The organism is Roseococcus sp. GW821-FHT12F05, from assembly GCF_058806835.1.
This window is the reverse complement of the sequence record NZ_JBXAQB010000016.1, coordinates 61,216-85,967: the sequence shown is the minus strand read 5'-3', so window position 1 is coordinate 85,967 and position 24,752 is coordinate 61,216. Positions and strand designations below refer to the sequence as shown.

Here is a 24,752-nt window from a genome sequence, read left to right as displayed (position 1 = left end):
GCCGTCACTCCGTCCAGCGCGCCATCCAGAAGCGCATGCGCCCGTCGGCCGAGGCCGGCATGTCGAGCTGGCGGCGCATCGCGACGACCATGGGCTCGCGATAGAGCGGGATGGTCCAGAAGTTGTTGCGCTCCATCTGGAAGGCCTCGGTCATCAGGGCGGTGCGGCGCGTGAGGTCCATCTCGGTCGAGATCCGCTCGATCAGCGCGTCGAAGCCGGGATCGGAGACGGAGCCGGCGTTCCAGCTGCCGCGGCGCTGGGTCTTGGTGTGCAGCGTGTTGGTGAGGATGGAGAAGCCGTCGAGCTGCGGCGTGTTGGCCCAGCCCAGGAAGAAGATGTCGCTCTGCTGGTTGAGGAAGCGCGCCATATAGGCGGGGTAGCGCATGATGTTGAGGTTCGCGCGCACGCCGATCCGCGCCCACATCGACGCCACGGCGCGGCAGACCCGCTCGCCGTTCACGAAGCGGTCGTTCGGGCAGTCCATGCCGATGGGGAAGCCGTCGGGATAGCCGGCCTCGGCCAGCAATTGCCGGGCGCGAGCGGGGTCGTAAGCGACGCGGGGATTGGCCAGCGAGGCGTCGTAGCCGCCGATCTCCTGGGCGATGAGCGTGTGGATGGGCCGCGTCAGGCCGCGCATCACGCTGGCGGTGATGGCCTGCACGTCGACCGCGCGCGTCAGCGCCTCGCGCACGCGGACATCGGCAAGCGGGTTGCGCGGCTGGCCCTCGACGGCGTGGTCGGGCGCCACGTTGAAGCCGAGGAACTGCACGCGCAGGTCCTGGGCCTCGATGACGCGGATGGTGGGCGTGGCGCGGAAGCGGTCGAGGTCCTGCAGGGGCGTCGGCGTGATGACGTCGAGCTGTCCCGCGAGCAGTCCCGCCACGCGCGTGGCGTCGTTCGCGACGGGGCGGAACTCCACGCGCTGGATGTTGTGCGTGGCGCGATCCCACCATTCCGGGAAGCGCTCCATCACCGTCTCGGAATCCACGGTGCGCGAGACCAAGCGGAAGGGGCCGGTGCCGTTGGTGTTCATGCTGGTATAGGCGGTGCGGCCGCGCGCGGGGTCGGCGGGCAGCAGCGCGTCGTTGCTGGTCATCCATGCCTCGGAGAGGATGGAGATGCCGGCGAGGTCGTTGATCAGCACGGGATAGGGGCCGCGCAGCAGCACGTCGACGGTCCAGTCGCCGCTCTGCGCGACCTCGCGGATCATGTGCGTGACCGAGGCATAGGGCGAGTTGGGCACGGAGGCCCGGCGCAGCGAGGCGACGACGTCGGCCGCCGTCATGGGCGTGCCGTCGTGGAAGCGCACGCCCTGGCGGATGGTGAAGCGGTAGTGGTCCGGCGCCAGCACCTCCCATCCCGTGGCGAGGCCGGGCTCGAACTTCAGGTCGCGGTCGAGGCGGATCAGCGTCTCGTAGATATTGCCCAGCACCGCCGCATTGGCCGTGGAGAAGGCGCCGTGCGGATCCATGGTCGAGATCTCGCCGTTGTTGCCCCAGCGGATGGTCTGGGCATCGGCGACGGGAGCGACAAGCAGCGCGAGGGCGGCGAGGCCGGCCGCCAGGGCGGCGGCGGGATGGCGGATCATGCGTTGCTCCTGTCGAGGGGGAAGATCGGGCGGCGCACATGGCGCCATTCGAGGCTGTGCAGGTCGAGCGTGGCCACGCCGGGACCGTGGCATTCGACGTTCGCGGCGGCCAGCGGCAGGAAGGCCGGGCGGTGGTTCGTCTTGGCCTTGAGGATGATGTAGCGGAAGCGCGTCGGTTCCAGCCCGAAGATTCGGTATTGGAGCGGGTCCAGCGCCTCGACCCGGCCCTCGCTGACCAGCAGCGTCATCCTCGGCGTCTCGAGCACGGCGCAGCGGCCGAGGTCCACGGGCATGCCGGTGAAGATCGGCCCCTCCACCTTGAACTTGCCCAGCGAGAGCGTCTTCACCACGCCGGTCAGCCGCATCGGCTGCAGCTGCTCCTTCAGCGCGGGCGAATGCAGCTTGCCGCCGATGTCGAGCGTGACCGTCGCGCCGATCCCGGCTGCGACCATCTGCGCCACCGCCTCCGGGTCGCGGATGGGGCCGGCGAGGATGCCGTCGAGCCCCTGGTGCAGGGCCTCCGAGATCACCGCCATGCTGTCCATGCTGCCGCCGGAATGGCAGTTGTCCGACATGTCCGCGAGGATGACCGGGCCGTCCTGGATCTCGGAGGCCCGGGCGATGGCGCTCTCCAGCGGCTCCAGCACCTGCACGAATTCTTCCCGCATGGACCAGGCGAGGTCGCCCACGCGCTTCGCCGCCGCCTCGGCCTGGGCGCGGTCCTTGTGGGCGGTGGCCAGCACCGTGAGCGCGGTGTCCTCCGTGTCCGCCAGCGGGAAGCCGGTGAAGACGGTGCAGCAGGGCAGGCCCCTCGCCTCCTCCGCCTTCGCCGCGTCGATCAGCACGGACATGGGCGGCTGCGCGGAAATGCCGCGGACCATGTCGGGCAGCATGGGCACGCGGTGCAGCACCGTCACCGGATCGAGGCGGCCTTCCAGCACGTCGCGCAGCATGCGCGCGGCCATGCGGCCGGTCTCGGGCATGTCGGTGTGCGGATAGGTGCGGTAGCCCGGCATCACCGTGCAGTTATCGACGAAGAGCTGGGTGATGTTGCCGTGGCTGTCGAGCGCGGCGCCGATGGGAAGGCCCGGGCGCGCGCTGCGGATGCGACGGAGCATCTCGCCCTCGCCGTCCTGGAATCCCTCGGCGACCATGGCGCCGTGCAGGTCGAGCAGCATGGCGTCGCAGTCGCGGGCGGCGGCGCAGAGGATTTCGCTCAGCCGCTCGAAGGCCTCGCGTGCGACGGGGGCGCTGGGCAGGGCGCGGGCGGCGATGGGGATGGTGATCTCGGCATCCCACTTCTCCGCCTCCTCCAGCAGGCCGGAGAGCGAGTAGCCGGAATGGCGGTACATCGCCCGCGCCTCCTCGCCATAATGGATGGTGAAGTCCTCCCAGCGGGTCGGCACGGGGGAAAAGGTGTTGGTCTCGTGCTTGAACATCGCGACCGACAGGCGCAGCGGATTTGTCGTCATGACCATACATTGGCGCGGCCTCGCCTGCGGGGGAAGGCCGGCCGCGGTTGACACGTCGAAGCGCCGGGACCGAACATGAGCGCTACAAGAATCCTCGGGAGAAATGGCCATGAATGGCTTCGACGCGGGGCGTCGCGAACTGCCTCATCGAGTGCAATTCTGAGGTGGTGACGAGCTCGCCGACCGCACCAGCCGAAGTCAGGCGCTGGCCGGGTGCCCCCGGAAGCTCCCACGCGACCCGAAGTCCGCCACTCTCGCGCCCGCCGCTGCGATCATCGAAAGGGCCCACCCTCGGTCTTCGCCGACCATGCCCGGCTGACGAAACTGTTCTGAAGGACAAATGATGCTGACGATCTATGGCTGCTACCGCTCGCGCGCCTCGCGCAACATCTGGCTGGCCATGGAGGCCAACCTGCCCTTCCGCCTCGAGCCGGTGATCCAGGCCGACCGCCTGAAGGACCCCGGCGCCGACGACGCGCCCTTCCACACGCGCACCCCCGGCTTCCTGAAGATCAACCCGAACGGCCATATCCCGACCGTGGACGACGACGGCGTGGTCCTGAACGAATCCCTGGCCATCAACCTCTACCTCGCGAAGAAGTACGGCGGCGCGCTCGGCCCGAAGGACATCGCCGAGGATGGCGCCATGACCTCCTGGACGATGTGGGCGGCCATCGAGGTCGAGACCCATTCCATCCAGGTCCTCTACAACACCGTCGGCAAGCCGCCGGAGCAGCGCGACGCGGCGCTGCTGAAGCGCTCGATCGAGGCGCTGCGCGCGCCCTTCGCCGTGCTCGACCAGGCGCTGGCGGAGAGCGGCTTCGTGGTGGGCGGCCGCTTCACCGTGGCCGACATCAACCTCGCCGAGGTCTTCCGCTACGCCATGCCCGCGCCCGTGCTCTTCGAGGCGGCGCCGCGCGTGAAGGCCTGGCTTGCCGCCTGCCAGTCCCGCCCCGCCTTCAAGGAGATGATGGCGACACGGGACAAGGAACCAGCGTGATGATCTACGATTACATCATCGTCGGCGGCGGGTCCGCCGGCTCCTGCCTCGCGCACCGGCTCTCGGCGCGCGGGACGAACCAGGTCCTGGTCTGCGAGGCCGGCCCCGACACGCCCCCGGGCGAGGAGCCGGAGGCGATCAAGGACAGCTATCCCGGCACGGCCTATTTCGACCCGCGCTTCCACTGGACCGAGCTCAAGGTCCACACCCAGGTCGTCCCGCACAACCGGCCCGAGGAGCGCCCGCCGCTGCGCAAGTACGAGCAGGCGCGCGTGCTGGGCGGCGGCTCCTCGATCAACGGCCAGATGGCCAATCGCGGCGCACCCACGGACTTCGACGAATGGGCGGCCCGCGGCGCCGAGGGCTGGGACTGGGAATCCGTCCTGCCCTATTTCAGGAAGGTCGAGCGCGACCTCGACTTCGACGGCCCGCTGCACGGCAAGGAGGGCCGCATCCCGGTCCGCCGCCTCAAGGAGGCGCAGTGGAACCCGCATGCCCGTGCCGCCGGCAAGGCCTTCGAGGCCGCAGGCTTCAAATACCTGCCGGACCAGAACGGCGTCTTCGAGGACGGCTGGTTCTCCGTCACCATCTCGAACGAGAACGAGCAGCGCGCCTCGGCGGCCATGGGCTATCTCGACCGGGAGACGCGCAGGCGCGCGAATCTCACCATCTCCACCGAGACGCAGGTCACCTCGCTGATCTTCGAGGGGCTGCGCTGCGTCGGCGTGAAGGCGCTGGTGCGGGGGCAGGAGCAGGAGTTCCGGGCCAACGAGATCATCCTCTCCTCCGGCGCCATCCACTCGCCGGCCCATCTGCTGCGCGCGGGCATCGGTCCCGTCGCGCATCTGCGCGACATGGGCATCGAGGTCCGGCACAACCTGCCCGGCGTCGGCCAGGGGCTGATGGACCATCCCGCCGTCTCGCTCTCCTCCTACCTCCGGCGCGACGCGCGGATGGACAATGTGCAGACCCGGCGGCACATCCAGCTCGGGCTGCGCTACTCCTCGGGCCTCGAGGGCATCCCGCCCGGCGACATGTTCGCCGCCGCCGTCAGCAAGTCGGCCTGGCATGCCGTGGGCCAGCAGGTCGCCTCCTTCCTGCTCTGGGTGAACAAGACCTATTCGGAGACGGGTCAGGTCTACCTCGCCTCCAAGGACTGGCGGGCCGAGCCGGTGGTGGAGTTCAACCTCCTCTCCGACCGCCGCGACCTCGACCGCCTCATGACCGGCTTCCGCATGATGGCGGCCATCCAGATGAGCGGCGAGCTCGGGAAGCTCACCTCCAACCACTTCCCGGCCAGCTACAGCGACCGCGTGCGCAAGCTCGGCGTCGTGAACAACAAGAACCGCTTCCTGACCTCGATGATCAGCCTGGTCATGGACGGGCCGGAATTCATCCGCAGCCGCTTCATCAACCGCTTCGTGATCGAGGGCTTCACCTTCGACCAGGTGATGACCGACGACGCGGCGCTGGAGGCCTTCATCCGCAAGGCCACGATCGGCATCTGGCACGCCTCCTGCTCCTGCCGAATGGGCGCCGACGACGATCCCCGCGCCGTGGTGGACAACCAGGGCCGCGTGCGGGGCGTTGAGGGGCTGCGCGTGGTGGACGCGTCGATCTTCCCGGTGGTGCCCTGCGCGAACACCAACTTCCCGACGCTCATGAGCGCCGAGAAGATCGCGGACGTGATCCTGGCCGGCTGAGGGCGCGACGCTCCTGGCCGCCGGCAAGCCTATGCCGGCGGCCATGTACAACGGAAATTTTTGACAAGAGCGGCCGGCCATCCGAGGCTTCATGCCTTGGCACAGAGGTGGTCGCTCATGACGTCGGTCCGAACGATTGTCAGCGACCTCTACCGCAACCGATCCAGTCGGATCCGGGGCATGGCCGCCATAGGATCGAGCTCGGCTGGTGAATACGCGATGCTTTCGCCGTTCTACCGCGTCAGGCAGCTGGCCAGTCCCATCACGATGACGGCCGACGGACCACCGGACCACAGCTTCACGATGACCGCCGCCCCGCTGAATGCGGCGAATGGATTCTACCTCTTTTTCGAGGACAGCTTTTCAACGCTCGCCACGCTGACCCGCGCCCACCGCATCGTTGCGGGCGGCGGTTATTCGGGCTGCCTCTACAGCGTCTACAATACCGGTGGCGGGGTGTTCAAATGCGTTCACACGGCCCGCCCCAGCGGAGCGAATGCCGACGCATTCGTGGCCGGCATCCGAGGCTACGCGGCGGCCTGCGGCTGGACCCTGGTGCATGAGGTGCCCACCATCAACGACGCCACGGGCGGGATCGGCATCAACGGCTGCGTGACGACATTCATCGTGACGCGGGTCAGCTACACGATCAATCCGAACCCGATCGTCCGGACCGTGAGGCTGCGGCAGAACAGCCAGGGCATCTCCGTGGGCTGGGATCGCTGGAACACCCCTGTGCCCTGATGGCGGCTCGCCGGGCCCGACGCGTCAGCGCGGCCCGCAGACCGACTGGACCACCCGGCAGGTGAGCGCCCCGCGCTCGCGCGCCGCACATTCGCGCATCGCGGCCTGCTGCGCGTCGGCCGGGTTCGAGGCGGTCCCGTAGTCGATGCCGCGCACCTCGTAGGTCCGGGGGTCGCTGGTGATGACCAGCGCGATGCGCTTGATGCCCTCGGTGATGGCGATGCAGCTGTCGGTGAACTCGATGATCTGCGAGCAGCCGCGGGGCGTGGAGCGGCAGCTGGCCTCCGCCGCCTCCTGCGCCGCGCGCCGGTCGCGCTGGCCGACGGCGACGCCGTAGCGGAAGCTCGGCGGACGGGCGAGCGAGAAGGCGCCGTAGCGCACCGGCTGCGGCCCCGGCGCGGCAAGTGGCGTGGCAGGCGGCTGGGAGAAGGCGACGGGCTGGATCGGGCTCACGCAAGAGGTGCCGCAGGTGTCGGCCGGCGGCGGGCTGCCCAGCGGAATCGCGAGCGCGCCGACGAACAGAACCCCGAACAGGACAGCGACCAGCTTCATGCAGTCATCACAAGACGGAGTTTGTCCGCCCGCCCCCAAAGCGTGCTGCGGAAGCTAACATCCGGAAGTTGCACTCACAAGTCTGAAATCGTCGCTTTTTCGCGACGATTCTCAGTCCAGGGTTGTCGCCGGCCCTCTCGGCCGCGCCACCGCGTTCCAGGCATTGCGGATCGTCTCCGACACGCCCACCGGGTCGGCCACGCCCTTGAGCAGGTGCTGCTCCTCGGACGCGCGTCCCTCCATGCTCTTCACCACCACGTCGCCGATGCCGACGAGGCGGTGATAGAGGTTCTGCTTCACCACCACGTCGCGGATCCGGAAGACCTCGACGTCGTCGCGGATCTTGGTCCAGAAGCCCTGCTCGATGACGATGCGCTCGTTGGTGATGCGGATGCGCTGGCGGCCGAGGAAGGGCAGGCCGAGCAGCAGCAGGCTCAGCAGCCCTCGGCCCAGGCCGAAGCTGCGCCGGGTCTCGCGGACCTCGAGCAACAGGGTTTCCTGCTGGGACGGCCGGGGTGTATCCATGGAGGAGAGGATGGCGGCGGCCGGCGGCGCGCGCAACCGCGTCGTCCGGCCGGATGTCGAGTCCCCGATGCGCCTCTCATTGATCCTGCTGGCCCTGCTCGTGTCCCTGCCGCCGCTGGCGGAGGCGCAGACCCGCATGCGCATGGCCGGCCTGCGGGCGCCACGCGCCAGCAGCGCCGCGCTGGAGGCCGCACGCCGCTACCTCTGCCCGCATGGCGGCGTGCCGCAGGGCCGCGGCCGCTGCGCGCCGGCGAGCGGCGTGGGGATGCTCGGCGACGATCCAGAGGTGCGCGGCTGGGATCGCGGCATCGCGGCGCCCACCCGCGCGCAGGCCCCCTGCCCGCCCGGCACCACCGCGAGCACGGCCCGGGCGCAACCGGGCGTCACGCGCTGCATCGCAAGCTAAGGCGTGATGATCGAAGGCGCGAAGTCGCCGCAGATCTGAATCACGCGCCAGCGTGCTTCAGGCGGACAGCCACTCCCGCAGCGCCGCGCCGGCCATCTCCGGGACTTCCATCGTCGGCAGATGACCCGCTTTCGCGAAGCCCAGCCGGCGCGCCCCGGGAATGAGCGACGCCATCTCGTCATGCAGCTCCGGCGGAGTCAGCAAATCTTCATCTCCGCAGGCGACAAGGGTGGGAACATCGATCTCGGGCAGGTCGGGCCGGGAATCCGGTCGGCCCATGATCGCGAGCTGCTGCCGGAGGAAGCCCTCATGCCCGACGCGGGCCGCCATCTCCATCACCTCCTCGGCGAGCGGCGTCTGCAGCCGCGAGGGGTGGATGAGGCTCGGCAGCAGCCGCGGCGTGACGCCCTTGAACTGCCCGGACTTCGACAGCGCCATCAGCGCGCGCCGGCGGCGCTTCTGCTCCTCCGTGTCCGGCCGCGCCGAGGTGTCGAGCAGCGCCAGATGCGTGATCCGCCCGCGCGCCTGGCGCCAGACCTCCAGCGCGACATAGCCGCCCATGGAAAGGCCGGCGACGGCGAAGCGCTCCTCGCCCTCCACCAGATCCAGCGCGCGCGACGCCATCTCGGCGACGCTGTCGTCGCGGGTGAGGTCGGCGACGCGCGGATCGGCGATTCCCGCCAGCGCCGGCAGGCAGTCGCGCCAGAGGCGGCCATCGCAGAGGAGGCCGGGAAGCAGCAGCAGGGGGCGAAGCATGTCCTGTGGATAATTCGCGCCAGACCGGCGCGCAATGCGCGGGTTTCGTGTTGCGTTCCGCCCGCATCGGGCGCATATGCGGCTCGTTGCAGAAGAGGGCGGCAGGTCCGCCCGACCGGCCGTGCGCGCCACATGCGCCGGCCCTCAGGCCAGGAAGCCGAACTTTGAACGAGACCACCGCGCCGAGCGCGCTCGCCGGAACCGATCCGGCCGTCGCCGACACTGAGACCACCGTTACTCCTGACACCCCCATTGCCACCGCCGCGGAACAGGCTCCCGCCGAACCCGTCGTCGAGGCAGCTGTCTCCGAGGTGCCGTCACCGGAAGTCGTGGCCGAAGCCGCAGCTCCCGCCGAGGACGAATCCGAGGCCGAGGCCGAAGCCCCGCGCGCCGACGGCGAGTATTCCGACGAGGAGTACGACGCCGAGGAGCCCGGCCCGCCCCGCGCCACCTTCGCCGACCTGGGCCTCTCCGACGAGCTGCTCCGCGCCGTCACCGAGGCCGGCTACGTCCACCCGACGCCGATCCAGGAACAGGCCATCCCCATCGTGCTGATGGGCCGCGACGTGCTGGGCTGCGCCCAGACCGGCACGGGCAAGACCGCCAGCTTCACCCTGCCGATGATGGACATCCTTGCCGGCTCCCGCGCCAAGGCGCGCATGCCGCGCAGCCTCATCCTGGAGCCGACACGCGAGCTCGCGCTGCAGGTGGCCGAGCAGTTCGTGAAGTACGGCAAGTACCTCAACTTGAACCACGCGCTGCTCATCGGCGGCGAGAGCATGAACGACCAGCGCGACGTGCTCGAGAAGGGCGTGGACGTGCTGATCGCCACGCCGGGCCGCCTGCTCGACCTCTTCGACCGCGGCCGCATCCTGATGGCGGACTGCAAGCTCCTCGTCATCGACGAGGCCGACCGCATGCTGGACATGGGCTTCATCCCCGACGTCGAGCGCATCGTCTCCATCATTCCGCAGCTGCGGCAGACGCTGTTCTTCTCGGCCACCATGGCCCCCGAGATTCGCCGCCTGGCCGATGCCTTCCTGCAGAATCCCAAGGAGATCACCGTCAGCCGCCCGGCGACGGTGGCCACGACCATCACCACCGGCGTGGTCTATGTGCAGGAGCGCGACAAGCGCGAGGCGCTGCGCCGCCTGATCCGCCGCGAGCAGGTGCAGAACGCGCTGATCTTCTGCAACCGCAAGGTGGACGTCGACATCCTCTACAAGTCGCTGAAGCGGCACGGCTTCTCGGTCGGCGCGCTGCATGGCGACATGGACCAGTCGGCCCGCTTCGCCACGCTGAACGCCTTCAAGAACAACGAGATCCGGCTGCTGGTCTGCTCCGACGTCGCCGCGCGCGGCCTCGACATCGGCGGGCTCAGCCACGTCTTCAACTTCGACATCCCCTTCCACTCCGAGGACTATGTCCACCGCATCGGCCGCACCGGCCGCGCGGGGCGCGAAGGGCATGCCTACTCCATCGCGACGGCCGATGACGGCAAGCTGGTTCAGGCCATCGAGAAGCTGACCGGCGCGCCGATCCCGCGCCTCGAGGTCGAGGGGCTGGACCCCGTCACCGACGAGGAGATCGCCGAGGCGGCGACCCGCCGGCGCGGCCGTGGCGGCCGGCCGATGGGCGGCGCTTCCAGCGGCCGCGATGCCGGTCGCGAGCGTGGCGGCCGCGAGCGCGGCGGCCGGGGTCGCGACCGCGACGATCGCCCCCGGGCCGAGGCGGCGCCGCGTGCCGAAGAGGCGCCCCGCGAGGAGCGTCCGGCGCGCGAGGATCGCCCCCGCCGCGACGACCGTCCGCGCGGGCGTGGCCGCGACGAGGCCCCTCGCGAGGCACCGGCCCGTGAGGCACCGGTCCGCGAGGAATTCCGGGCCCGCGATCGCGACGAGCGCCCGCGCCGCGAGGAGTATCGCCGTGAAGAGTTCCGCGCGCGTGGCCGCGACCGGGACGACATGGGCCCCTCCGTCGTCGGCTTCGGCGACAGCGTGCCGGCCTTCATGCTGGTGCCGATCCGCGCGAAGCGCGAGATGCGGGAGGCTGTCGAGGTGGCCGAGGACACGGACGCCGCGGCGTAAGTCAACGAGGGGCGCCCTGGCCCTGAACCGACCGAAGATCCAAGAAACTGAGTTTCCCCGCGGGGTGCTTGAGGGGCAAAGCCCCTCAAGGCCGCTATGAAATCCGCGCTGCCACCGCACGCAGCACAGCGCGAACGGCCGGGATCAGCGCCTCCGTCGCCGGCGGCACCGACTCCGGCCCACCCGGCCAGTTGTACGAGAAGCAGAAGCTCGCGGGGATGCCGCGCACCACCATCTGGCCCGCGAGCGCCAGCGCGTTCTCGCCATGCCAGACGATGCTGCCGCCCTTGCCGTAGGCGGCGATGCCCGGCGGAATCACGAAGCTCAGCGCGTCCGCCATCGCCGAGATCCGGCGGAACTCCGACAGCGCCGTCTCCGAGGTGAAGAGCCGTCCCGACAGCACGTAGCGGTACCAGGCCACCAGCGCGCTGGCCGGCGCGACCATGGTCTCGGTGTCGTTGATGACCGGCCGCGGCGTTCCCGGCAGCCGGTCCGCCATCACCGCCTGCGCGCCGGCCCAGCCGAGGTCCTGCCCCGGCGCCGCGCCCGCCAGGTGGGAGAAGAGCCGCCGCGTCGAGGTCGGGATGCGCACGCCCTGCAGCGGCACGCGCGCGATCACCGCCCGCGCCGCCTCCACGCCGACCTTCTTCAGCGCGATGTCGGTCGCGGTGTTGTCGCTGTGCGCGATCATCGCCTCCAGCACGGAACGCGCGGGCATGGTGCCGGTGAGCTCGCCCAGCACGGGGCTGACCAGCGAGCGGACCTCGTCGTTGACCGGCAGCTGCTCGGCCAGGGTCAGCCCCTGGTCCTGCACGGCCAGCAGATAGGCGGCGAGGATGAAAGTCTTCACCGCGCTGCCCACGAAGAGCGGGCGGTCGGGCTGGTGGCCCAGCTGCCAGGCGCCGGCCGGGTCGTCCACCGCCACGAAGGCGCTCACCGTGCCGGGCAGCGCGGCGAAACCGGTCATGGCCTCCTCGACGGCGTTCACGGGCACGCCCTGGGCGAGCACGCCGGCCGGGAGAAGGAGCGGCGCCGCAAGGAAAGCGCGCCGCCGGCGGATCTGGATCGGCATCTTCGAGGCATCCTGATGTCTGGAGGCAAACGCCACGGGGTTACGGATGTCGCACGATACTTAGCCTGAAGCATCCCATTCCCGCGTATCTTTCGGTAACGCAACAGGATCGAAGAGGTCGGGAATGCAGCATTGGCTCGTGGCGGGATGGATCGCCCTGTGTTCTGTCTCGGTATTCTCGCCCGCCTGGGCCCAGGCGCCGGCCGAGCTGGTCGCGCGCGGGCGCTACATCGTCGAGGTGGTCGGCCATTGCGGCAACTGCCACGCCACACGCGCCGCGGACGGACGGCCGATCGAGGGGCGCGGCCTCGCCGGCGGCATGGTGATCGAGGAACGCGGCATGCGCGCCGTCATCCCCAACATCACGCAGGACCGCGAGACCGGCATCGGCGCCTGGACGGACGCGCAGATCGTCACGGCGATCCGCGAGGGCCGGAGACCGGACGGCTCCCTCATCGGCCCGCCCATGCCGATCGGCTTCTACCGCGGCATCTCGGACCAGGACATGAGCGCCATCGTCGCCTATCTCCGCACCGTGCCGCCGGTGCGCCATGCCACCGGGCCGTCCCGCTACCCCTTCCCGCTGCAGCCCTATCCGCAGGTGACCGGCCCGGTGCCGGGGCCGGCGGACGACCCGGTCTCGCGCGGCGCCTATCTGGCGGGGCCGGTGGCGCATTGCCTGGACTGCCATTCCGGCCGCCTCGCCGACGGCCGGATCGACCCCGCCCGGCCCGGCGCGCAAGGCCTCACCTTCGAGGGGCCCTGGGGCGTGGTGGTCGCGCGCAACCTCACGCCGCATTCCGAGCTCGGCATCGGGAGCTGGACCGAGGCCCGGTTCGCCCGCGCGCTGCGCGAGGAGATCGGCGGCGACGGGCGTCCGCTCATGCCGCCCATGGGCCGCGGCCGGGTCTGGGCGCAGATGACCGACCGAGACGTCGCGGACATCTTCGCGTACCTGCGGTCGCTGCCTCCCCTGGAGTAGTCTCCCATGCGCGGCGCACAGGCCGTGCATGCCCAGGTGACGGCGGGCTTGCGCTTCCGTGGCGGGGGCGTGATAGGACGCGCATCTCCCGTCGATCCGGCGTGCCCGAAGGAAAGAGAAGATGAACGTCGTCACCAGGACCAAGACCCCGCCCTTCATGTGGGACGACGCCCTCCTGCTGGACGAGCAGCTGACCGAGGACGAGCGGATGATCCGCGACGCCGCGCGTGACTTCTGCCAGGACAAGCTGATGCCGGGCGTGCTGATGGCGAACCGGAACGAGACCTTCGACCGCTCCATCATGAACGCCTTCGGCGAGCAGGGCTTTCTGGGCGCCACGCTGGAGGGCTATGGCTGCGCCGGCGTGTCCTATGTGGCCTATGGCCTGATGGCGCGTGAGGTCGAGCGTGTGGACAGCGGCTACCGCTCCGCCTTCTCCGTGCAGTCCTCGCTCGTGATGTTCCCGATCCACGCCTACGGCTCCGAGGCGCAGAAGCAGAAGTTCCTGCCGAAGCTGCGCACGGGCGAGTGGGTCGGCTGCTTCGGCCTGACGGAGCCCGACGCCGGCTCCGACCCCAACTCCATGCGCACCAAGGCGAAGCGCGTCGATGGCGGCTGGCTGGTCTCTGGCTCCAAGACCTGGATCACCAACTCGCCCATCTCCGACGTCTGCCTGGTCTGGGCCAAGGACGACGAGGGCACGCTCGGCGGCTTCCTGCTGGAGCGCGGGATGAAGGGCCTGACCACGCCCAAGATCGAGGGCAAGTTCAGCCTCCGCGCCTCCATCACCGGCATGATCATGATGGACGAGGTCTTCGTCCCCGACGAGAACCGCCTGCCCGGCGTGCGCTCGCTGGCCGGCCCCTTCTCCTGCCTCAACCGCGCGCGCTACGGCATCGCCTGGGGCGCGCTGGGCGCCGCCGAGTTCTGCATGGCCGCCGCGCGCGAGTACACGCTGAACCGCAAGATGTTCGGCAAGCCGCTGGCCCAGACGCAGCTCATCCAGAAGAAGCTCGCGGACATGGAGACCGAGATCACCCTCGGCCTGCAGGCGGTGCTGCGCGTGGGCCGGCTCTTCGACGAGGGCAAGGCGGCGCCGGAGATGATCTCGCTCGTGAAGCGCAACAACTGCGGCAAGTCGCTGGACATCGCGCGCATGAGCCGCGACATGCACGGCGGCAACGGCATCGTGGACGAGTACCACGTGATCCGGCACGTCATGAACCTCGAGACGGTGAACACCTATGAGGGGACGCATGACGTGCACGCGCTGATCCTCGGGCGGGCCATCACGGGGCTCAACGCCTTCGGTTGACTTGAGGGGGGCTTTACCCCCCTCAAACTCCCCCCACCAGGGAACATGTTCCCTGGACCCTCATCAGTCAGAGGGTCCTGGGCATAAAGCCCTGGCGGGGCCGAGGGGCAGAGCCCCTCGCATTTCACAAGGAATACCATGCCGGACTACCGGATCGAGCGCATGGGCGCCGGCGGCGACGGCATCGCTCCTGGCCCCCTGCACATTCCCTTCACGCTCCCGGACGAGCGCGTCGAGGCGCGTCCCACCGGCAAGGAGCGCGCCGCGCTCGTCGAGGTGCTGGAGCCGAGCCCCGAGCGCGTGGAATGGCCCTGCCGCCATTTCACCATCTGCGGCGGCTGCGCGTTGCAGCACTGGGACGAGGATCCCTACGCAGCGTGGAAGCGCGGAAGGCTCGCCGAGGCCCTGTCGCGCGCTGGCTACGCCGACCCCGAGGTCGAGCCCATGGTCCCGACGCCGCGCTCCGTCCGGCAGCGCGCCGATTTCGGCCTGGAGCGATTGGCCGACGGCCGCATCGAGATCGGCTTCCATGAGCGCGGCACCACCAACCTCGTGCCCATGCGCGAATGCCATGTGGTCCTGCCCAACCTCGTGGCCCTCCTACCGCGGCTGGCCGACGCGCTGCGCGGGCTGAACGCGCTGCGGCGGCTGGGCTCGGCCGTGATCAACATGCTCGACAGCGGGCCGGACATCCTGCTGCGCACCGACATGCCGCTCTCCATGCCCGACCGGCGCCTGCTCGCCGCCTTCGCCGAGGCCGAGGGCATCCCGCGCATCGGCTGGGAGGCCAAGGGCGGCGCCGAGGTCGCAGCGCAGATCCGCCCGGTGCGCCACAGCCTCTCCGGCGTGACGGTGACGCCACCGCCCGGCGCCTTCCTCCAGGCCAGCGCGCCCGGCGAGGCCGCGATCATCGAGGCCGTGCTGGCGGGCCTGCCTAAGAAGCGCTCGCCCCGGGCGCGGGTGGCCGACCTCTATGCCGGCATCGGCACCCTCTCCTTCCCGCTGGCGCAGCACGTGCTGGTCGAGGCCTTCGAGGGCGACGCGGCCGCTGCCGAGGCGCTGCGGGCCGGCGCCGGCGCCGGCCAGATCCGCGTCCGCGCCGAGCGCCGGGATCTGGCGCGCCAGCCCTTGCTGCCGCTCGAGCTCAAGAACTACGCCGCCGTCGTGCTGGACCCGCCCTTCGCCGGCGCGCCCGAGCAAGTGGCCCAGATCGCCCGCAGCAAGCTGGAGCGCGTCATCTACGTCTCCTGTGGCCCCGCGGCCCTGGGCCGGGACGCCGCCACCCTGCGCGCCGCGGGCTTCAGGCTCCTGAAAGCGACGCCGGTGGATCAATTTCTATGGTCCCCGCATCTCGAATCTGTGGTTGTCTTCGCCCGCTGAGCGCCCGACCGGTGCTCTCCGGGAGACAAACAGCCATGACCACAGATCGCCGCACGCTTTTCGCCGGCTCGGCCGCCGTGGCCGCAGCCATGGCTCTGCCCGCCGCCGCCCAGCAGGCCGCCACCCCCGCCGCGCCGACCGCGACCAACGCCCAGGCGCCCGGCTTCTACCGCTTCAAGGTGGGCGGCCTGACCGTCACCACCGTGCATGACGGCTTCTTCCGCCGGCCCGTCGAGGGCTTCGTGCGCAACGCGCCGCTGGCCGAGGTCCAGGCCGTCCTGGCCCAAAGCTTCATGCCGGCCGACATGCTGACCGTGCCCTTCACCATCACCTTCGTGCAGACGCCCGGCGGGCTCGTGGCGTTCGACACCGGCACCGGCGTGGCGATGAACCCGACCTCGGGCCAGATGGCCGCCAACATGGCCGCCGCGGGCATCGACCCGACGCGGGTGACCGCAGTCATCTTCAGCCATTTCCACGGCGACCACATCAACGGCCTGCTCGACGCGCAGAACGGGCGCGCCTTCCCCAATGCCGAGATCGTGGTGCCCGCGGCGGAATGGGCCTGGTGGACCGAGCAGGGCAACGCGACCCGCAGCCCCGAGGGCCAGCGTGGCAACTTCGCCAACACGGCGCGCCGCTTCGCGCCCTACCAGGGCCGCATCCGCCAGATCGCCGACGGCGCCGAGGTGGTGCCCGGCATCCGCGCCATGGCCGCCTATGGCCACACGCCGGGCCACACGATCTACCACCTGGCCGATGGCGGCGAGCAGATGGTCTTCCTCGCCGACGTCACCAACCGCCCGGAGCTCATGGCGGTGAGACCGGACTGGCAGATCGTCTTCGACTTCGACGGCGACATGGCCGCCGCCACCCGCCGCCGCGTGCTCGACCGGGTCGCGACGGACCGCATGCGCGTGACGGGCTACCACTTCCCCTTCCCGGCCAACGGCTATTTCGTGAAGGACGGCAACGGCTACCGCTTCGTCGCGGCCGACTGGTCGAGCGCGGTGTGAGCGGGAGAACGGCCATGGACCGCCGCTTCCTTCTGGCAGGTGTCGCGGCGGGCATCGCCGGCACGGCCGCCGCCCAGACGGCACCCACCACCCCCGAAGCCCAGGCGCCGGGCTTCTACCGCTTCAAGGTGGGCGACTTCACCGTCACCACGGTGCATGACGGCTTCGTGCTCCGGGCCAATCCGCTGGAAGGCCTGGTCACCAACGCTGATGCCGCCGAGGTCCGGGCCGCGCTGGAAGGCGCGGCCCTGCCGACGCGCGGGCTGATGAACCCCTACATCGTCACCTTCGTGGACACCGGCCGCGGCCTCGTCGCCTTCGACGCCGGCACCGGCGCGGGACAGATGGCACCGGGCACCGGCCTCCTGCCGCGCAACATGGCCGCCGCGGGCCTGCGGCCCGAGGACGTCACGCTGGTCGCCGTCAGCCATTTCCACGGCGACCACATCACCGGCCTCACCACGCGCGACAACCAGCCCTTCTTCCCCAATGCCGAGGTCGCCGTGCCGGCCGCCGAATGGGCCTGGTGGAGCGACACCGCCAACGAGACGCGCAGCCCGCAGTTCCAGCGCGGCAATTTCGCGAACACCGCCCGGCGCTTCGCGCCCCTGCGCGCGCGGATGCGGATGTTCGAGGCGGAGGCGGAGGTCGCGCCCGGCATCCGCGCCGTCGCCACGCCGGGCCATACGCCCGGCCACTGCTCCTTCCACATCGCGAGCGGTCGCGAGCAGTTCTTCGTCACCGCCGATGCGGCCGGGCGGCCGGAGCTCTTCCTGCGGCAGGCCGGCTGGCACTCCATCTTCGACTTCGACGGCGCGATGGCGGTGGAGAGCCGGCGCCGCCTCTTCGGCCGCATCGCCGCCGAGCGGGCGCGCATGGCCGCCTATCACTTCCCCTTCCCCGGGACCGGCTACATCCTCGAGGAGACCGGCGGCTTCCGCTTCGTCCCGGCGGACTGGACCAGCACCGTCTGAGCGGGCCTCAGTAGACCGCGCGCCCACCGGAGCAGTCGAACACCGCGCCGGTGGAAAAGCTCACCGCGTCCGAGGCCAGGAAGGCGGCCATGTCAGCCACCTCGGAGGCGAGGCCGAAGCGGCCCAGGGGGATCTTGGACTTCATCCAGGCCACCTGTTCCGCCGTCATCTGGTGGAACAGCTCCGTCTCGACGGCGGCCGGCGTGATGCAGTTCACCCGCACCTCCGTCTCCGCCAGCTCCTTGCCGAGCGATTTCGTCAGCCCGATCACCCCCGCCTTCGCGGCCGAATAGGCCGAGGCCATGGGGTTGCCGTCCTTGCCCGCGATGCTGGCGATGTTGACGATGCGGCCGCGGTTGCGCGCCCGCATGCCCGCCACGACGCAGCGGCAGGTCAGGTAGACGCCGACCAGGTCCACCTCGATCACCCGGCGCCAGTCCTCGACCGGATAATCCTCCAGCCGATGGTTCGGGCCGGTGATGCCAGCATTGGCGACCATGATGTCGACGGGCCCCAGCGCCGCCTCCGTGCCGGCCAGCGCGGCCTCGAGGCTGGCGGCGTCGGTCACGTCGGCCGCCTCGGCATGGCCGCCGATCCGGGCCGCGGCGGCCTTGGCGGCGGCGATGTCGCTGTCCCACAGCGCCAGCTTCGCGCCGTCGAGCGTCAGCCGTTCCGCGATGGCAAGGCCGATGCCGCGCGCCCCGCCGGTCACCACGGCCACCCGACCCGTCAACTGTCCCATATGTCCCCCCCCCCGCCCGATATTCCGGCGAGCATCGCCCAAAGGGGCCAAGGGTCAAGCCGCGCGCTGGTCGTCGAGCTGGCGCAGCGCCGCTTCCAGATGCGCGTCGAGCGCGTTGAGTCCTGCCGCCATGGCCGCCACGTCCTGCGTCTCGGCGCCGCGCTCGATCCATTCCAGCGGCGAGGTCAGCTCGGTCAGGCTGAAATTGGAGGCGAGGCCGCGCATCGCATGGGCCTGGGCCTTGGCCGCCTCGGCATCCGCCGCCTCGACGGCCTCGCGCAGCAGGGGCGCGCGGCTTTCCAGCTCGGCGCGGCAGAGGCGGCGGGCCTCGTTGCCGGCCTTGTTCGGCGTGGCCTGGTCGATCACGCCCTCGATCAGCCGGCTGCCGTCGGCCATCGGCGTCAGCCGCACCTGCGGCCGCTGGCCCCGCTCGCGCCGGCGCGGGCCGCTGCGCGTGTCGAGGTGGCGCAGCAGCATGCCGAGCTGCAGGTCCCGGCGCAGCACGCCGGCCGGCACGAGTCCGGCGAAGGCGGCATTCCAGGCGCAGAGGCGCTCGGAGGCGTCGATCAGCGCGGCCGGGCCCGGCCAGGCCTCGATCAGCGCGGCATCGCGGCGCTCGGCGGCGGCGCGCTCGGCCTGGGTCAGCCGCATCCGCGCCTCGTTCACGCTGAGCTGTGCCGCATGCCGCGCGAGGCTGCCGCGCAGCGCGCCGAGCTTGCGCTGCGCCCGCTCGCGCGTCGCGATCTGCTGCCGGAAGATCACGCCGATCAGGCAGAGGCCGAGGACGGGGATGAACCAGTAGAGGATCGGCACACCGTGCGAGCGCGCCAGGCCCTCGACGCGCAGGCTGCCCTCATGCACCCAGAGGCTGGCGCGGACGGCGTGGCCGTAGCCCGTCGGCACTGACAGCGCGGCAAGCTCCACGCCCTGCGCGGTGAGCAGGCGCAGGCCGGTGCCGGGCGCCGGCACCAGCCGTGCCTCCAGCGTGGAGATGGGCAGCCGCTGCGAGACGGTGGGCGTTCCCGGCGCGGAGGGCGCGAGGACGGCGAGCATCTCCGGCGCCGATCCCTCCTCCAGCGGCAGGAAGAGCAGGTGTCCCGGCATGGCGCCCTCAAGGCGCCGCGCCGTCTCCGGCGGCAGCGGCCCCAGCGTCACGCCGGCAACCAGCGCGCCGCCCTGCTGGGCGCGGTGCAGCCGCCCCTCGATCGTCAGGATCTCGCCGCGCAGCGCCAGCGCCGCGCGCGCCGCGGATTCGCCGGCCAGCGCGAGCGCGGCCTGCTCGGAGGCGCGGGAGGCCTGCTGGACGAGAAGCCATGCGCCGGCGAGCAGTGTCGTGACCAGGATCACGAAGGCGACGGAGGATCTGTGCGCCAGCGCGCGGATCAGCTCTCGGCCTCCGATGGCCATGGACGCGTCATCCCAGGGCGTTGTTCAGGCGCGCAATAAATAGACACGGCTCATGGCGTGCAAGCACGGATTTCCGGGCCTCTCCCTTGCCGCCTTTTCGGGGCGGTGCGAATGTGCGGCCCGCATCGCAACAGCAAGGACGGCCTCTCCCATGCCCCATGGGGCAGGAGGCCAAGAGGGCATCAGGATATGGCGAAGATCAAGGTGAAGACCCCCGTCGTCGAGATGGACGGCGACGAGATGACCCGGATCATCTGGGCCTTCATCAAGGAGAAGCTGATCCACCCCTACCTCGACGTCGACCTCAAGTACTACGACCTCGGCATCGAGTATCGCGACCAGACGGACGACCAGGTCACCGTCGACGCGGCGAACGCCACCAAGCAGTACGGCGTCGGCATCAAGTGCGCGACGATCACGCCGGACGAGGCCCGCGTGAAGGAGTTCGGCCTCAAGAAGATGTGGCGCAGCCCGAACGGCACGATCCGCAACATCCTCGACGGCACGATCTTCCGCGAGCCGATCATCTGCCAGAACGTGCCCCGCCTGGTGCCGCACTGGTCCAAGCCGATCGTGGTCGGCCGCCATGCCTACGGCGACATCTACCGCGCGGTCGAGATGAAGGTGCCGGGCCCCGGCACGGTGAAGATGACCTACACGCCCGAGGGCGGCGCGGTGCAGGAGATCGGCGAGTTCCCCTTCAAGGGCGCCGGCGTCGCGATGATGATGCACAACCTGAACGCCTCGATCGAGGGCTTCGCCCGCGCGTCGTTCAACTACGGCGTGGCGCGCAAGTACTCTGTGTACTTCAGCCACAAGAACACGATCCTCAAGGCCTATGACGGCAACTTCAAGGACATCTTCAAGTCGATCTTCGACGCGGAGTTCGCCGACAAGTTCAAGGAGCTCGGCATCGTCTACGAGGACCGGCTGATCGACGACATGGTCGCCTCGGCGCTGAAGTGGGAAGGCGGCTACATCTGGGCCTGCAAGAACTACGACGGCGACGTGCAGTCCGACATCGTGGCGCAGGGCTTCGGCTCGCTCGGCCTGATGACCTCGGTCCTGCTCTCCCCGGACGGCAACACGGTCGAGTCCGAGGCCGCGCACGGCACGGTGACGCGCCACTACCGCGAGCACCAGAAGGGCCGCGAGACCTCGACCAACCCGATCGCCTCGATCTTCGCCTGGACCCGCGGCCTCGCCTATCGCGGCAAGTTCGACAATACGCCGGATGTGACGGCCTTCGCCGAGACGCTGGAGAAGGTCTGCATCTCCACGGTCGAGGGCGGCCAGATGACCAAGGACCTCGCCATCCTCATTGGCAAGGACCAGGCCTACCTCTCCACCCAGGCCTTCCTCTCGGCGCTGGACGAGAACCTGAAGAAGGCGATGGCCTGATGCGCAGCGGCGCCAGGCAGACCTGACGCCGTGAGTCTCCTGTCGCCGCTCGACTATGTCGCGCTGGCGATCTTCTTCCTGTGCTGGGCGGGATATGCGGCCATCGTGGACCGCATCCCGTCCATCCAGTCCCGCTCGGTGATCGCCTCCATGGACGAGCACCGGCGGCGCTGGATGATCGCGCTGCTCGAGCGCGACAACCGCATCAGCGACGTCTCGATCGTCAACAACCTGATGACGAGCACGTCCTTCCTCGCCAACAACTCCATCTTCATCCTGGGCGGGCTGGTGGCGCTGCTGAGCGCCTCGGACCTCGGCCGGCGAGTGCTGCTCAACCTGCCCTTCACCGACCCGCCGACCAGCGAGATGGCCTGGGAGATGCGGATCTTTCTGCTCGTCTTCATCTTCATCCGCGCCTTCTTCGAGCTCACCTGGGCGCTCAGGCAGTTCAACTACACCTCGATCCTGATCGGCGGGCTGGGCCAGGGCGACGGCTTCATCCTGCAGGCCGAGGCCGCGGCGAAGGTCGCGAACCGCGCGGCGCGGCACTTCAACACGGGGCTGCGCGCCTATTACTTCGGCCTGGCGGCGCTGGCCTGGATCATCCACCCGATCGCGCTGATCATCGCTTCGATCGTGGTGCTGCGCGAGTTGCACCGGCGCGAGTTCCGCTCGGTGGTCCGCGAGGTGCTGACGCGTGCGTAGCGTGACCCGGCACCTGCTGGAGCTCGGGCGGCGCGGGCTGCTGCGGGGCGCGGCCGGTCTTTCGGCGCTGGCGGCGTTGCAGCCCTCCTGCGCGCAGTCGCAGGCGCCGGGCGATCCCTTCACGCTGGGCGTGTCCTCCGGCGATCCCTGGCCGGACGGGGTGGTGATCTGGACGCGCCTCGCGCCCGATCCGATGGCGGCAGGCGGCGGCATGGGGCCGGCGCCGGTCGAGGTCGCCTGGGAGGTCGCGGAGGACGAGCGCATGGCCCGCACGGTCCAGCGCGGCAGCTTCACCGCGACGCCGGCGCTGGGCCATTCCGTGCATGTCGAGCTGTGCGGCCTCCAGCCGGCGCGGACCTACTTCTATCGGTTCCGCGCGATGGGCGGAGAGAGCCGCATCGGCCGCACGCGCACCGCGCCGGAGCCGGGCAGCGAGGCGCCGATCCGCTTCCTCAATGCCGGCTGCCAGAACTACGAGCACGGGCTCTTCACCGCCTGGCGCCACGCCGCCGCGGAAGAGGACATCGACTTCGTCTTCCACTACGGTGACTACATCTACGAGTACCGCACCCGGCCCGGCAGCCGGCCGCTCGCGCGCACGCATCACAGCGTCGATGTGCTTACCCTCGAGGACTATCGTGCCCGCTACGCGCAGTACCGGCTGGATCCGGACCTCGCCGCAGCCCATGCGGCGCACCCCTTCGTCACGAGCTACGACGACCACGAGATCGAGAACAACTGGGCCGGGCTGATCAGCCAGCGCAACACACCGCCGGAGATCTTCCTGCTCCGCTGCGCCGCCGCCTTCCAGGCCTGGTACGAGAATTCGCCGGTCCGCGCCGCCGCGCTGCCACGCGGGGTGGACGTCACCGCCTACCGCCGCCTGCGCTTCGGCCGCACGCTCGACCTGCATGTGCTCGACACGCGCCGCTTCCGCGACGACCAGCCCTGCGGCGATGGTGCCGTGTCGCCCTGCGAGGCCGTGGCGCGGCCGGATGCGCAGATGCTCGGGCTCTTGCAGGAGGCCTGGCTGCGCGACGGGCTCGCCCGCAGCGGCACGCGCTGGCAGATCCTGGCGCAGCAGATCTTCCTCGCGCCCCGCCCCTTCCCGAACGGCACGCTCGCCATGGACACCTGGGACGGCTACCCCGCGGCCCGAGCGCGGCTGCTCGGCATGCTCGGCGGGCGCGACGTGGTGGCGCTGACGGGCGACGTGCACTCCGCCTGGGCCAACGAGGTCTCCATGCGTCCGGGCGAGCGGCCGGTGCTGGTGGAGTTCATCGGCACCTCCATCGCCAGCAACGGCGATGGAGGTGCGAAGGTGGCCTATGCGGACGCCATCATGGCGGCGTACCCCCATCTGCGCTTCAACAGCAACCGCCGTGGCTACACGCTGCATGTCGCGCGGGCCGACCGGGTGGAGGCGGTCTACCGGGCCGTGCCCTATGTCGTCCGCCCGGACGCGCCACGGGAGGATGCCGGGCATTTCGTGACCTTCGCCGGGCGCCCCGGGGTGGTTGCGGCGTAGCGCCTGTCCTAGCCTTCCCCCAGAAAAGAGGAGGCGCAAATGGCACGCATCGGTTTCGTCGGGCTCGGCAATATGGGGCTGCCCATGGCGCGCAACCTCGCGAAGAAAGGCCATGACGTCCGTGGCTACGACCTCAGCGCCGCCGCGATGGACGCCGCGGCCGAGGGCGGCGTGGGCCGTGCGCAATCCGCCGCCGATGCCGCGCGCGGCGCCGACTTCGTCATCTCGATGCTGCCCGCCGGTGCGCATGTCCGCGACGCCTGGCTCGGCGCGGGCGGCATGGCGGCGGCGAGCGATCCGAAGGCCGTGCTGATCGACTGCTCCACCATCGACGTGGACTCCGCGCGCGCCGTCGCCGCGGGCCGGCCCATGCTGGATGCCCCCGTCTCCGGCGGCACCATGGGGGCCGAGGCCGGCACGCTCACCTTCATGGTCGGCGGCGATGCCGCCAGCTTCGCCGCGGCGAAGCCCATCCTGGAGGCCATGGGCCGCACCATCGTCCATTGCGGCGAGGCCGGCGCCGGCCAGGCGGCCAAGCTCTGCAACAACATGCTGCTGGCGATCTCGATGATCGGCACCTGCGAGGCTTTCACCCTGGCCGAGAAGCTCGGCCTCAGCCACGAGGCGCTGTTCGAGGTGGCGAGCAAATCCTCTGGCCAATGCTGGTCGGTCACCACCTATTGCCCCGTCCCCGGCCCGGTCCCCGGCAGCCCCGCCAACCGCGACTACAAGCCCGGCTTCGCAACGGCGCTGATGCTGAAGGATCTCGGCCTGTCGCAACAAGCGGCGGATGGCGCCGGAGCCGCGACGCCGCTGGGCGCCGCGGCCCTGGCGCTCTACCAGAGCTTCGCCGAGGGCGGCGGTGCCGGCACGGACTTCTCCGGCATCATCAACATGCTGCGCGCGACGGCGCGGACGTGATCGAGACCATCCGCCTCGGCGGGCTGGAGCTGCGCTTCCTCCAGACCAAGGAGGGCACCGAAGGCGGCCTCGACGCCTTCGAGATGGTGGTGCAACCGAATGCCCGCATGCCCGTGCCGCATTACCACGAGAGCTGGGACGAGCTGGTCTACGGGCTGGGCGGCAGCCTCGTCTTCCGGGTCGACGGGAAGGACGTGGCGCTCGGCCCCGGCGAGAGCCTCTTCATCCCGCGCGGCATCGTCCACGGCTTCCGCAACGAGGCGCAGGCCCCCGCCACCTGCCTCTGCGTGCTGACGCCCGGCGTGCTCGGCCCCGGCTATTTCCGCGAGATCGCCGAGGCCATGTCGGCCACGCCTGACCCGGCCCGCATGGCGAAGATCATGCGGCGCCACGGCCTCGTCCCGGTACCTGGCGGATAGACACTGGCGCGGCGCGCGAGCTGCGCCACATAATCCGCGCAACAGCCAAGGGAGAGGGGC

General features: G+C 70.4%; 22 protein-coding genes and 1 pseudogene. 15 read left to right on the top strand and 8 right to left on the bottom strand.

Features of this window, described 5'->3' with window-relative positions:
* Positions 1-4 precede the first annotated feature (4 nt).
* Together AC1ROY_RS28040 and AC1ROY_RS28035 are read right to left on the bottom strand one after the other, a co-directional pair.
* Positions 5-1,588, bottom strand: a complete 1,584-nt coding sequence (locus AC1ROY_RS28040) for an ABC transporter substrate-binding protein (RefSeq protein ID WP_493152227.1) — start codon at positions 1,586-1,588, stop codon at positions 5-7.
* The gene (locus AC1ROY_RS28035; RefSeq protein WP_493152226.1) at positions 1,585-3,060 is read right to left on the bottom strand and encodes a M81 family metallopeptidase; all 1,476 of its coding nucleotides are present in this window, start codon (positions 3,058-3,060) and stop codon (positions 1,585-1,587) included. The genes AC1ROY_RS28040 and AC1ROY_RS28035 overlap by 4 nt, the downstream gene beginning before the upstream one ends.
* 340 nt (positions 3,061-3,400) lie before the next feature.
* On the opposite strand from AC1ROY_RS28035, the gene AC1ROY_RS28030 reads away from it, so the two are divergent.
* The 3 genes from AC1ROY_RS28030 to AC1ROY_RS28020 all read left to right on the top strand — a co-directional run bounded on the left by AC1ROY_RS28030 (position 3,401) and on the right by AC1ROY_RS28020 (position 6,507).
* A complete protein-coding gene (locus AC1ROY_RS28030; RefSeq protein ID WP_493152225.1) occupies positions 3,401-4,060 on the top strand; it encodes a glutathione S-transferase family protein in 660 nt (219 codons plus the stop codon).
* The gene (locus AC1ROY_RS28025) at positions 4,060-5,763 is read left to right on the top strand and encodes a GMC family oxidoreductase (protein WP_493152224.1); all 1,704 of its coding nucleotides are present in this window, start codon (positions 4,060-4,062) and stop codon (positions 5,761-5,763) included. The genes AC1ROY_RS28030 and AC1ROY_RS28025 overlap by 1 nt, the downstream gene beginning before the upstream one ends.
* A 180-nt stretch (positions 5,764-5,943) precedes the next feature.
* Positions 5,944-6,507: a hypothetical protein gene (locus AC1ROY_RS28020; protein ID WP_493152223.1), complete on the top strand. Its 564-nt coding sequence runs from the start codon at positions 5,944-5,946 to the stop codon at positions 6,505-6,507.
* Positions 6,508-6,531: 24 nt separating this feature from the next.
* Here the strand turns inward: AC1ROY_RS28020 and AC1ROY_RS28015 are convergent, their stop codons facing one another.
* Together AC1ROY_RS28015 and AC1ROY_RS28010 are read right to left on the bottom strand one after the other, a co-directional pair.
* Positions 6,532-7,059: a DUF4189 domain-containing protein gene (locus AC1ROY_RS28015; protein ID WP_493152222.1), complete on the bottom strand. Its 528-nt coding sequence runs from the start codon at positions 7,057-7,059 to the stop codon at positions 6,532-6,534.
* Positions 7,060-7,170: 111 nt separating this feature from the next.
* Positions 7,171-7,548 (bottom strand): PH domain-containing protein, encoded by a 378-nt coding sequence (locus tag AC1ROY_RS28010; protein WP_493152221.1) that lies wholly within the window; start codon positions 7,546-7,548, stop codon positions 7,171-7,173.
* Positions 7,549-7,594: 46 nt separating this feature from the next.
* On the opposite strand from AC1ROY_RS28010, the gene AC1ROY_RS28005 reads away from it, so the two are divergent.
* A complete protein-coding gene (locus AC1ROY_RS28005; RefSeq protein WP_493152220.1) occupies positions 7,595-7,990 on the top strand; it encodes a hypothetical protein in 396 nt (131 codons plus the stop codon).
* Between the two features lie 57 nt (positions 7,991-8,047).
* On the opposite strand, the gene AC1ROY_RS28000 is transcribed toward AC1ROY_RS28005, so the two are convergent.
* A complete protein-coding gene (locus AC1ROY_RS28000; RefSeq protein ID WP_493152219.1) occupies positions 8,048-8,746 on the bottom strand; it encodes an alpha/beta fold hydrolase in 699 nt (232 codons plus the stop codon).
* Between the two features lie 164 nt (positions 8,747-8,910).
* On the opposite strand from AC1ROY_RS28000, the gene AC1ROY_RS27995 reads away from it, so the two are divergent.
* Positions 8,911-10,830, top strand: a complete 1,920-nt coding sequence (locus AC1ROY_RS27995; RefSeq protein ID WP_493152218.1) for a DEAD/DEAH box helicase — start codon at positions 8,911-8,913, stop codon at positions 10,828-10,830.
* 94 nt (positions 10,831-10,924) lie between these two features.
* On the opposite strand, the gene AC1ROY_RS27990 is transcribed toward AC1ROY_RS27995, so the two are convergent.
* Positions 10,925-11,902: a serine hydrolase gene (locus AC1ROY_RS27990; protein ID WP_493152217.1), complete on the bottom strand. Its 978-nt coding sequence runs from the start codon at positions 11,900-11,902 to the stop codon at positions 10,925-10,927.
* A gap of 124 nt (positions 11,903-12,026) precedes the next feature.
* Here AC1ROY_RS27990 and AC1ROY_RS27985 point away from each other — a divergent pair, with 124 nt between their 5' ends.
* The 5 genes from AC1ROY_RS27985 to AC1ROY_RS27965 all read left to right on the top strand — a co-directional run bounded on the left by AC1ROY_RS27985 (position 12,027) and on the right by AC1ROY_RS27965 (position 17,569).
* Positions 12,027-12,884 (top strand): c-type cytochrome, encoded by an 858-nt coding sequence (locus tag AC1ROY_RS27985; protein WP_493152216.1) that lies wholly within the window; start codon positions 12,027-12,029, stop codon positions 12,882-12,884.
* A 121-nt stretch (positions 12,885-13,005) separates the two neighbouring features.
* On the top strand, positions 13,006-14,199 hold the full coding sequence (locus AC1ROY_RS27980) for an acyl-CoA dehydrogenase (protein WP_493152215.1): 1,194 nt from the start codon (positions 13,006-13,008) through the stop codon (positions 14,197-14,199).
* Between the two features lie 138 nt (positions 14,200-14,337).
* Positions 14,338-15,579: a class I SAM-dependent RNA methyltransferase gene (locus AC1ROY_RS27975; protein WP_493152214.1), complete on the top strand. Its 1,242-nt coding sequence runs from the start codon at positions 14,338-14,340 to the stop codon at positions 15,577-15,579.
* A 35-nt stretch (positions 15,580-15,614) separates the two neighbouring features.
* Positions 15,615-16,595 carry an MBL fold metallo-hydrolase gene (locus AC1ROY_RS27970; protein WP_493152213.1) on the top strand — a complete coding sequence of 327 codons (981 nt, stop codon included), beginning with the start codon at positions 15,615-15,617 and terminating at the stop codon, positions 16,593-16,595.
* A gap of 14 nt (positions 16,596-16,609) precedes the next feature.
* On the top strand, positions 16,610-17,569 hold the full coding sequence (locus tag AC1ROY_RS27965) for an MBL fold metallo-hydrolase (RefSeq protein WP_493152212.1): 960 nt from the start codon (positions 16,610-16,612) through the stop codon (positions 17,567-17,569).
* 7 nt (positions 17,570-17,576) lie between these two features.
* Here AC1ROY_RS27965 and AC1ROY_RS27960 read toward each other — a convergent pair whose 3' ends face one another.
* Positions 17,577-18,311, bottom strand: a complete 735-nt coding sequence (locus AC1ROY_RS27960) for an SDR family NAD(P)-dependent oxidoreductase (RefSeq protein WP_493152211.1) — start codon at positions 18,309-18,311, stop codon at positions 17,577-17,579.
* A gap of 54 nt (positions 18,312-18,365) precedes the next feature.
* Entirely contained in the window at positions 18,366-19,718 is a 1,353-nt protein-coding gene (locus tag AC1ROY_RS27955; protein WP_493152210.1) for a hypothetical protein, read from the bottom strand.
* A 189-nt stretch (positions 19,719-19,907) separates the two neighbouring features.
* On the opposite strand from AC1ROY_RS27955, the gene AC1ROY_RS27950 reads away from it, so the two are divergent.
* The 5 genes and pseudogenes from AC1ROY_RS27950 (at position 19,908) to AC1ROY_RS27930 (ending at position 24,692) form a co-directional block, all read left to right on the top strand.
* Positions 19,908-21,119, top strand: coding sequence for an NADP-dependent isocitrate dehydrogenase (locus AC1ROY_RS27950; protein ID WP_493152209.1), 1,212 nt, complete (start codon positions 19,908-19,910; stop codon positions 21,117-21,119).
* A gap of 30 nt (positions 21,120-21,149) precedes the next feature.
* On the top strand, positions 21,150-21,824 hold the full coding sequence (locus AC1ROY_RS27945) for a DUF599 domain-containing protein (protein ID WP_493152208.1): 675 nt from the start codon (positions 21,150-21,152) through the stop codon (positions 21,822-21,824).
* On the top strand, positions 21,817-23,352 hold the full coding sequence (locus AC1ROY_RS27940) for an alkaline phosphatase D family protein (RefSeq protein ID WP_493152207.1): 1,536 nt from the start codon (positions 21,817-21,819) through the stop codon (positions 23,350-23,352). Before AC1ROY_RS27945 ends, AC1ROY_RS27940 begins: the two co-directional genes overlap by 8 nt.
* Before the next feature lie 36 nt (positions 23,353-23,388).
* Positions 23,389-24,273, top strand: a pseudogene (gene mmsB, locus AC1ROY_RS27935) (3-hydroxyisobutyrate dehydrogenase); the annotation flags it as partial.
* Entirely contained in the window at positions 24,270-24,692 is a 423-nt protein-coding gene (locus tag AC1ROY_RS27930; protein WP_493152206.1) for a cupin domain-containing protein, read from the top strand. The pseudogene mmsB and the gene AC1ROY_RS27930, both read left to right, overlap by 4 nt.
* The last annotated feature ends 60 nt before the right edge of the window (positions 24,693-24,752 follow it).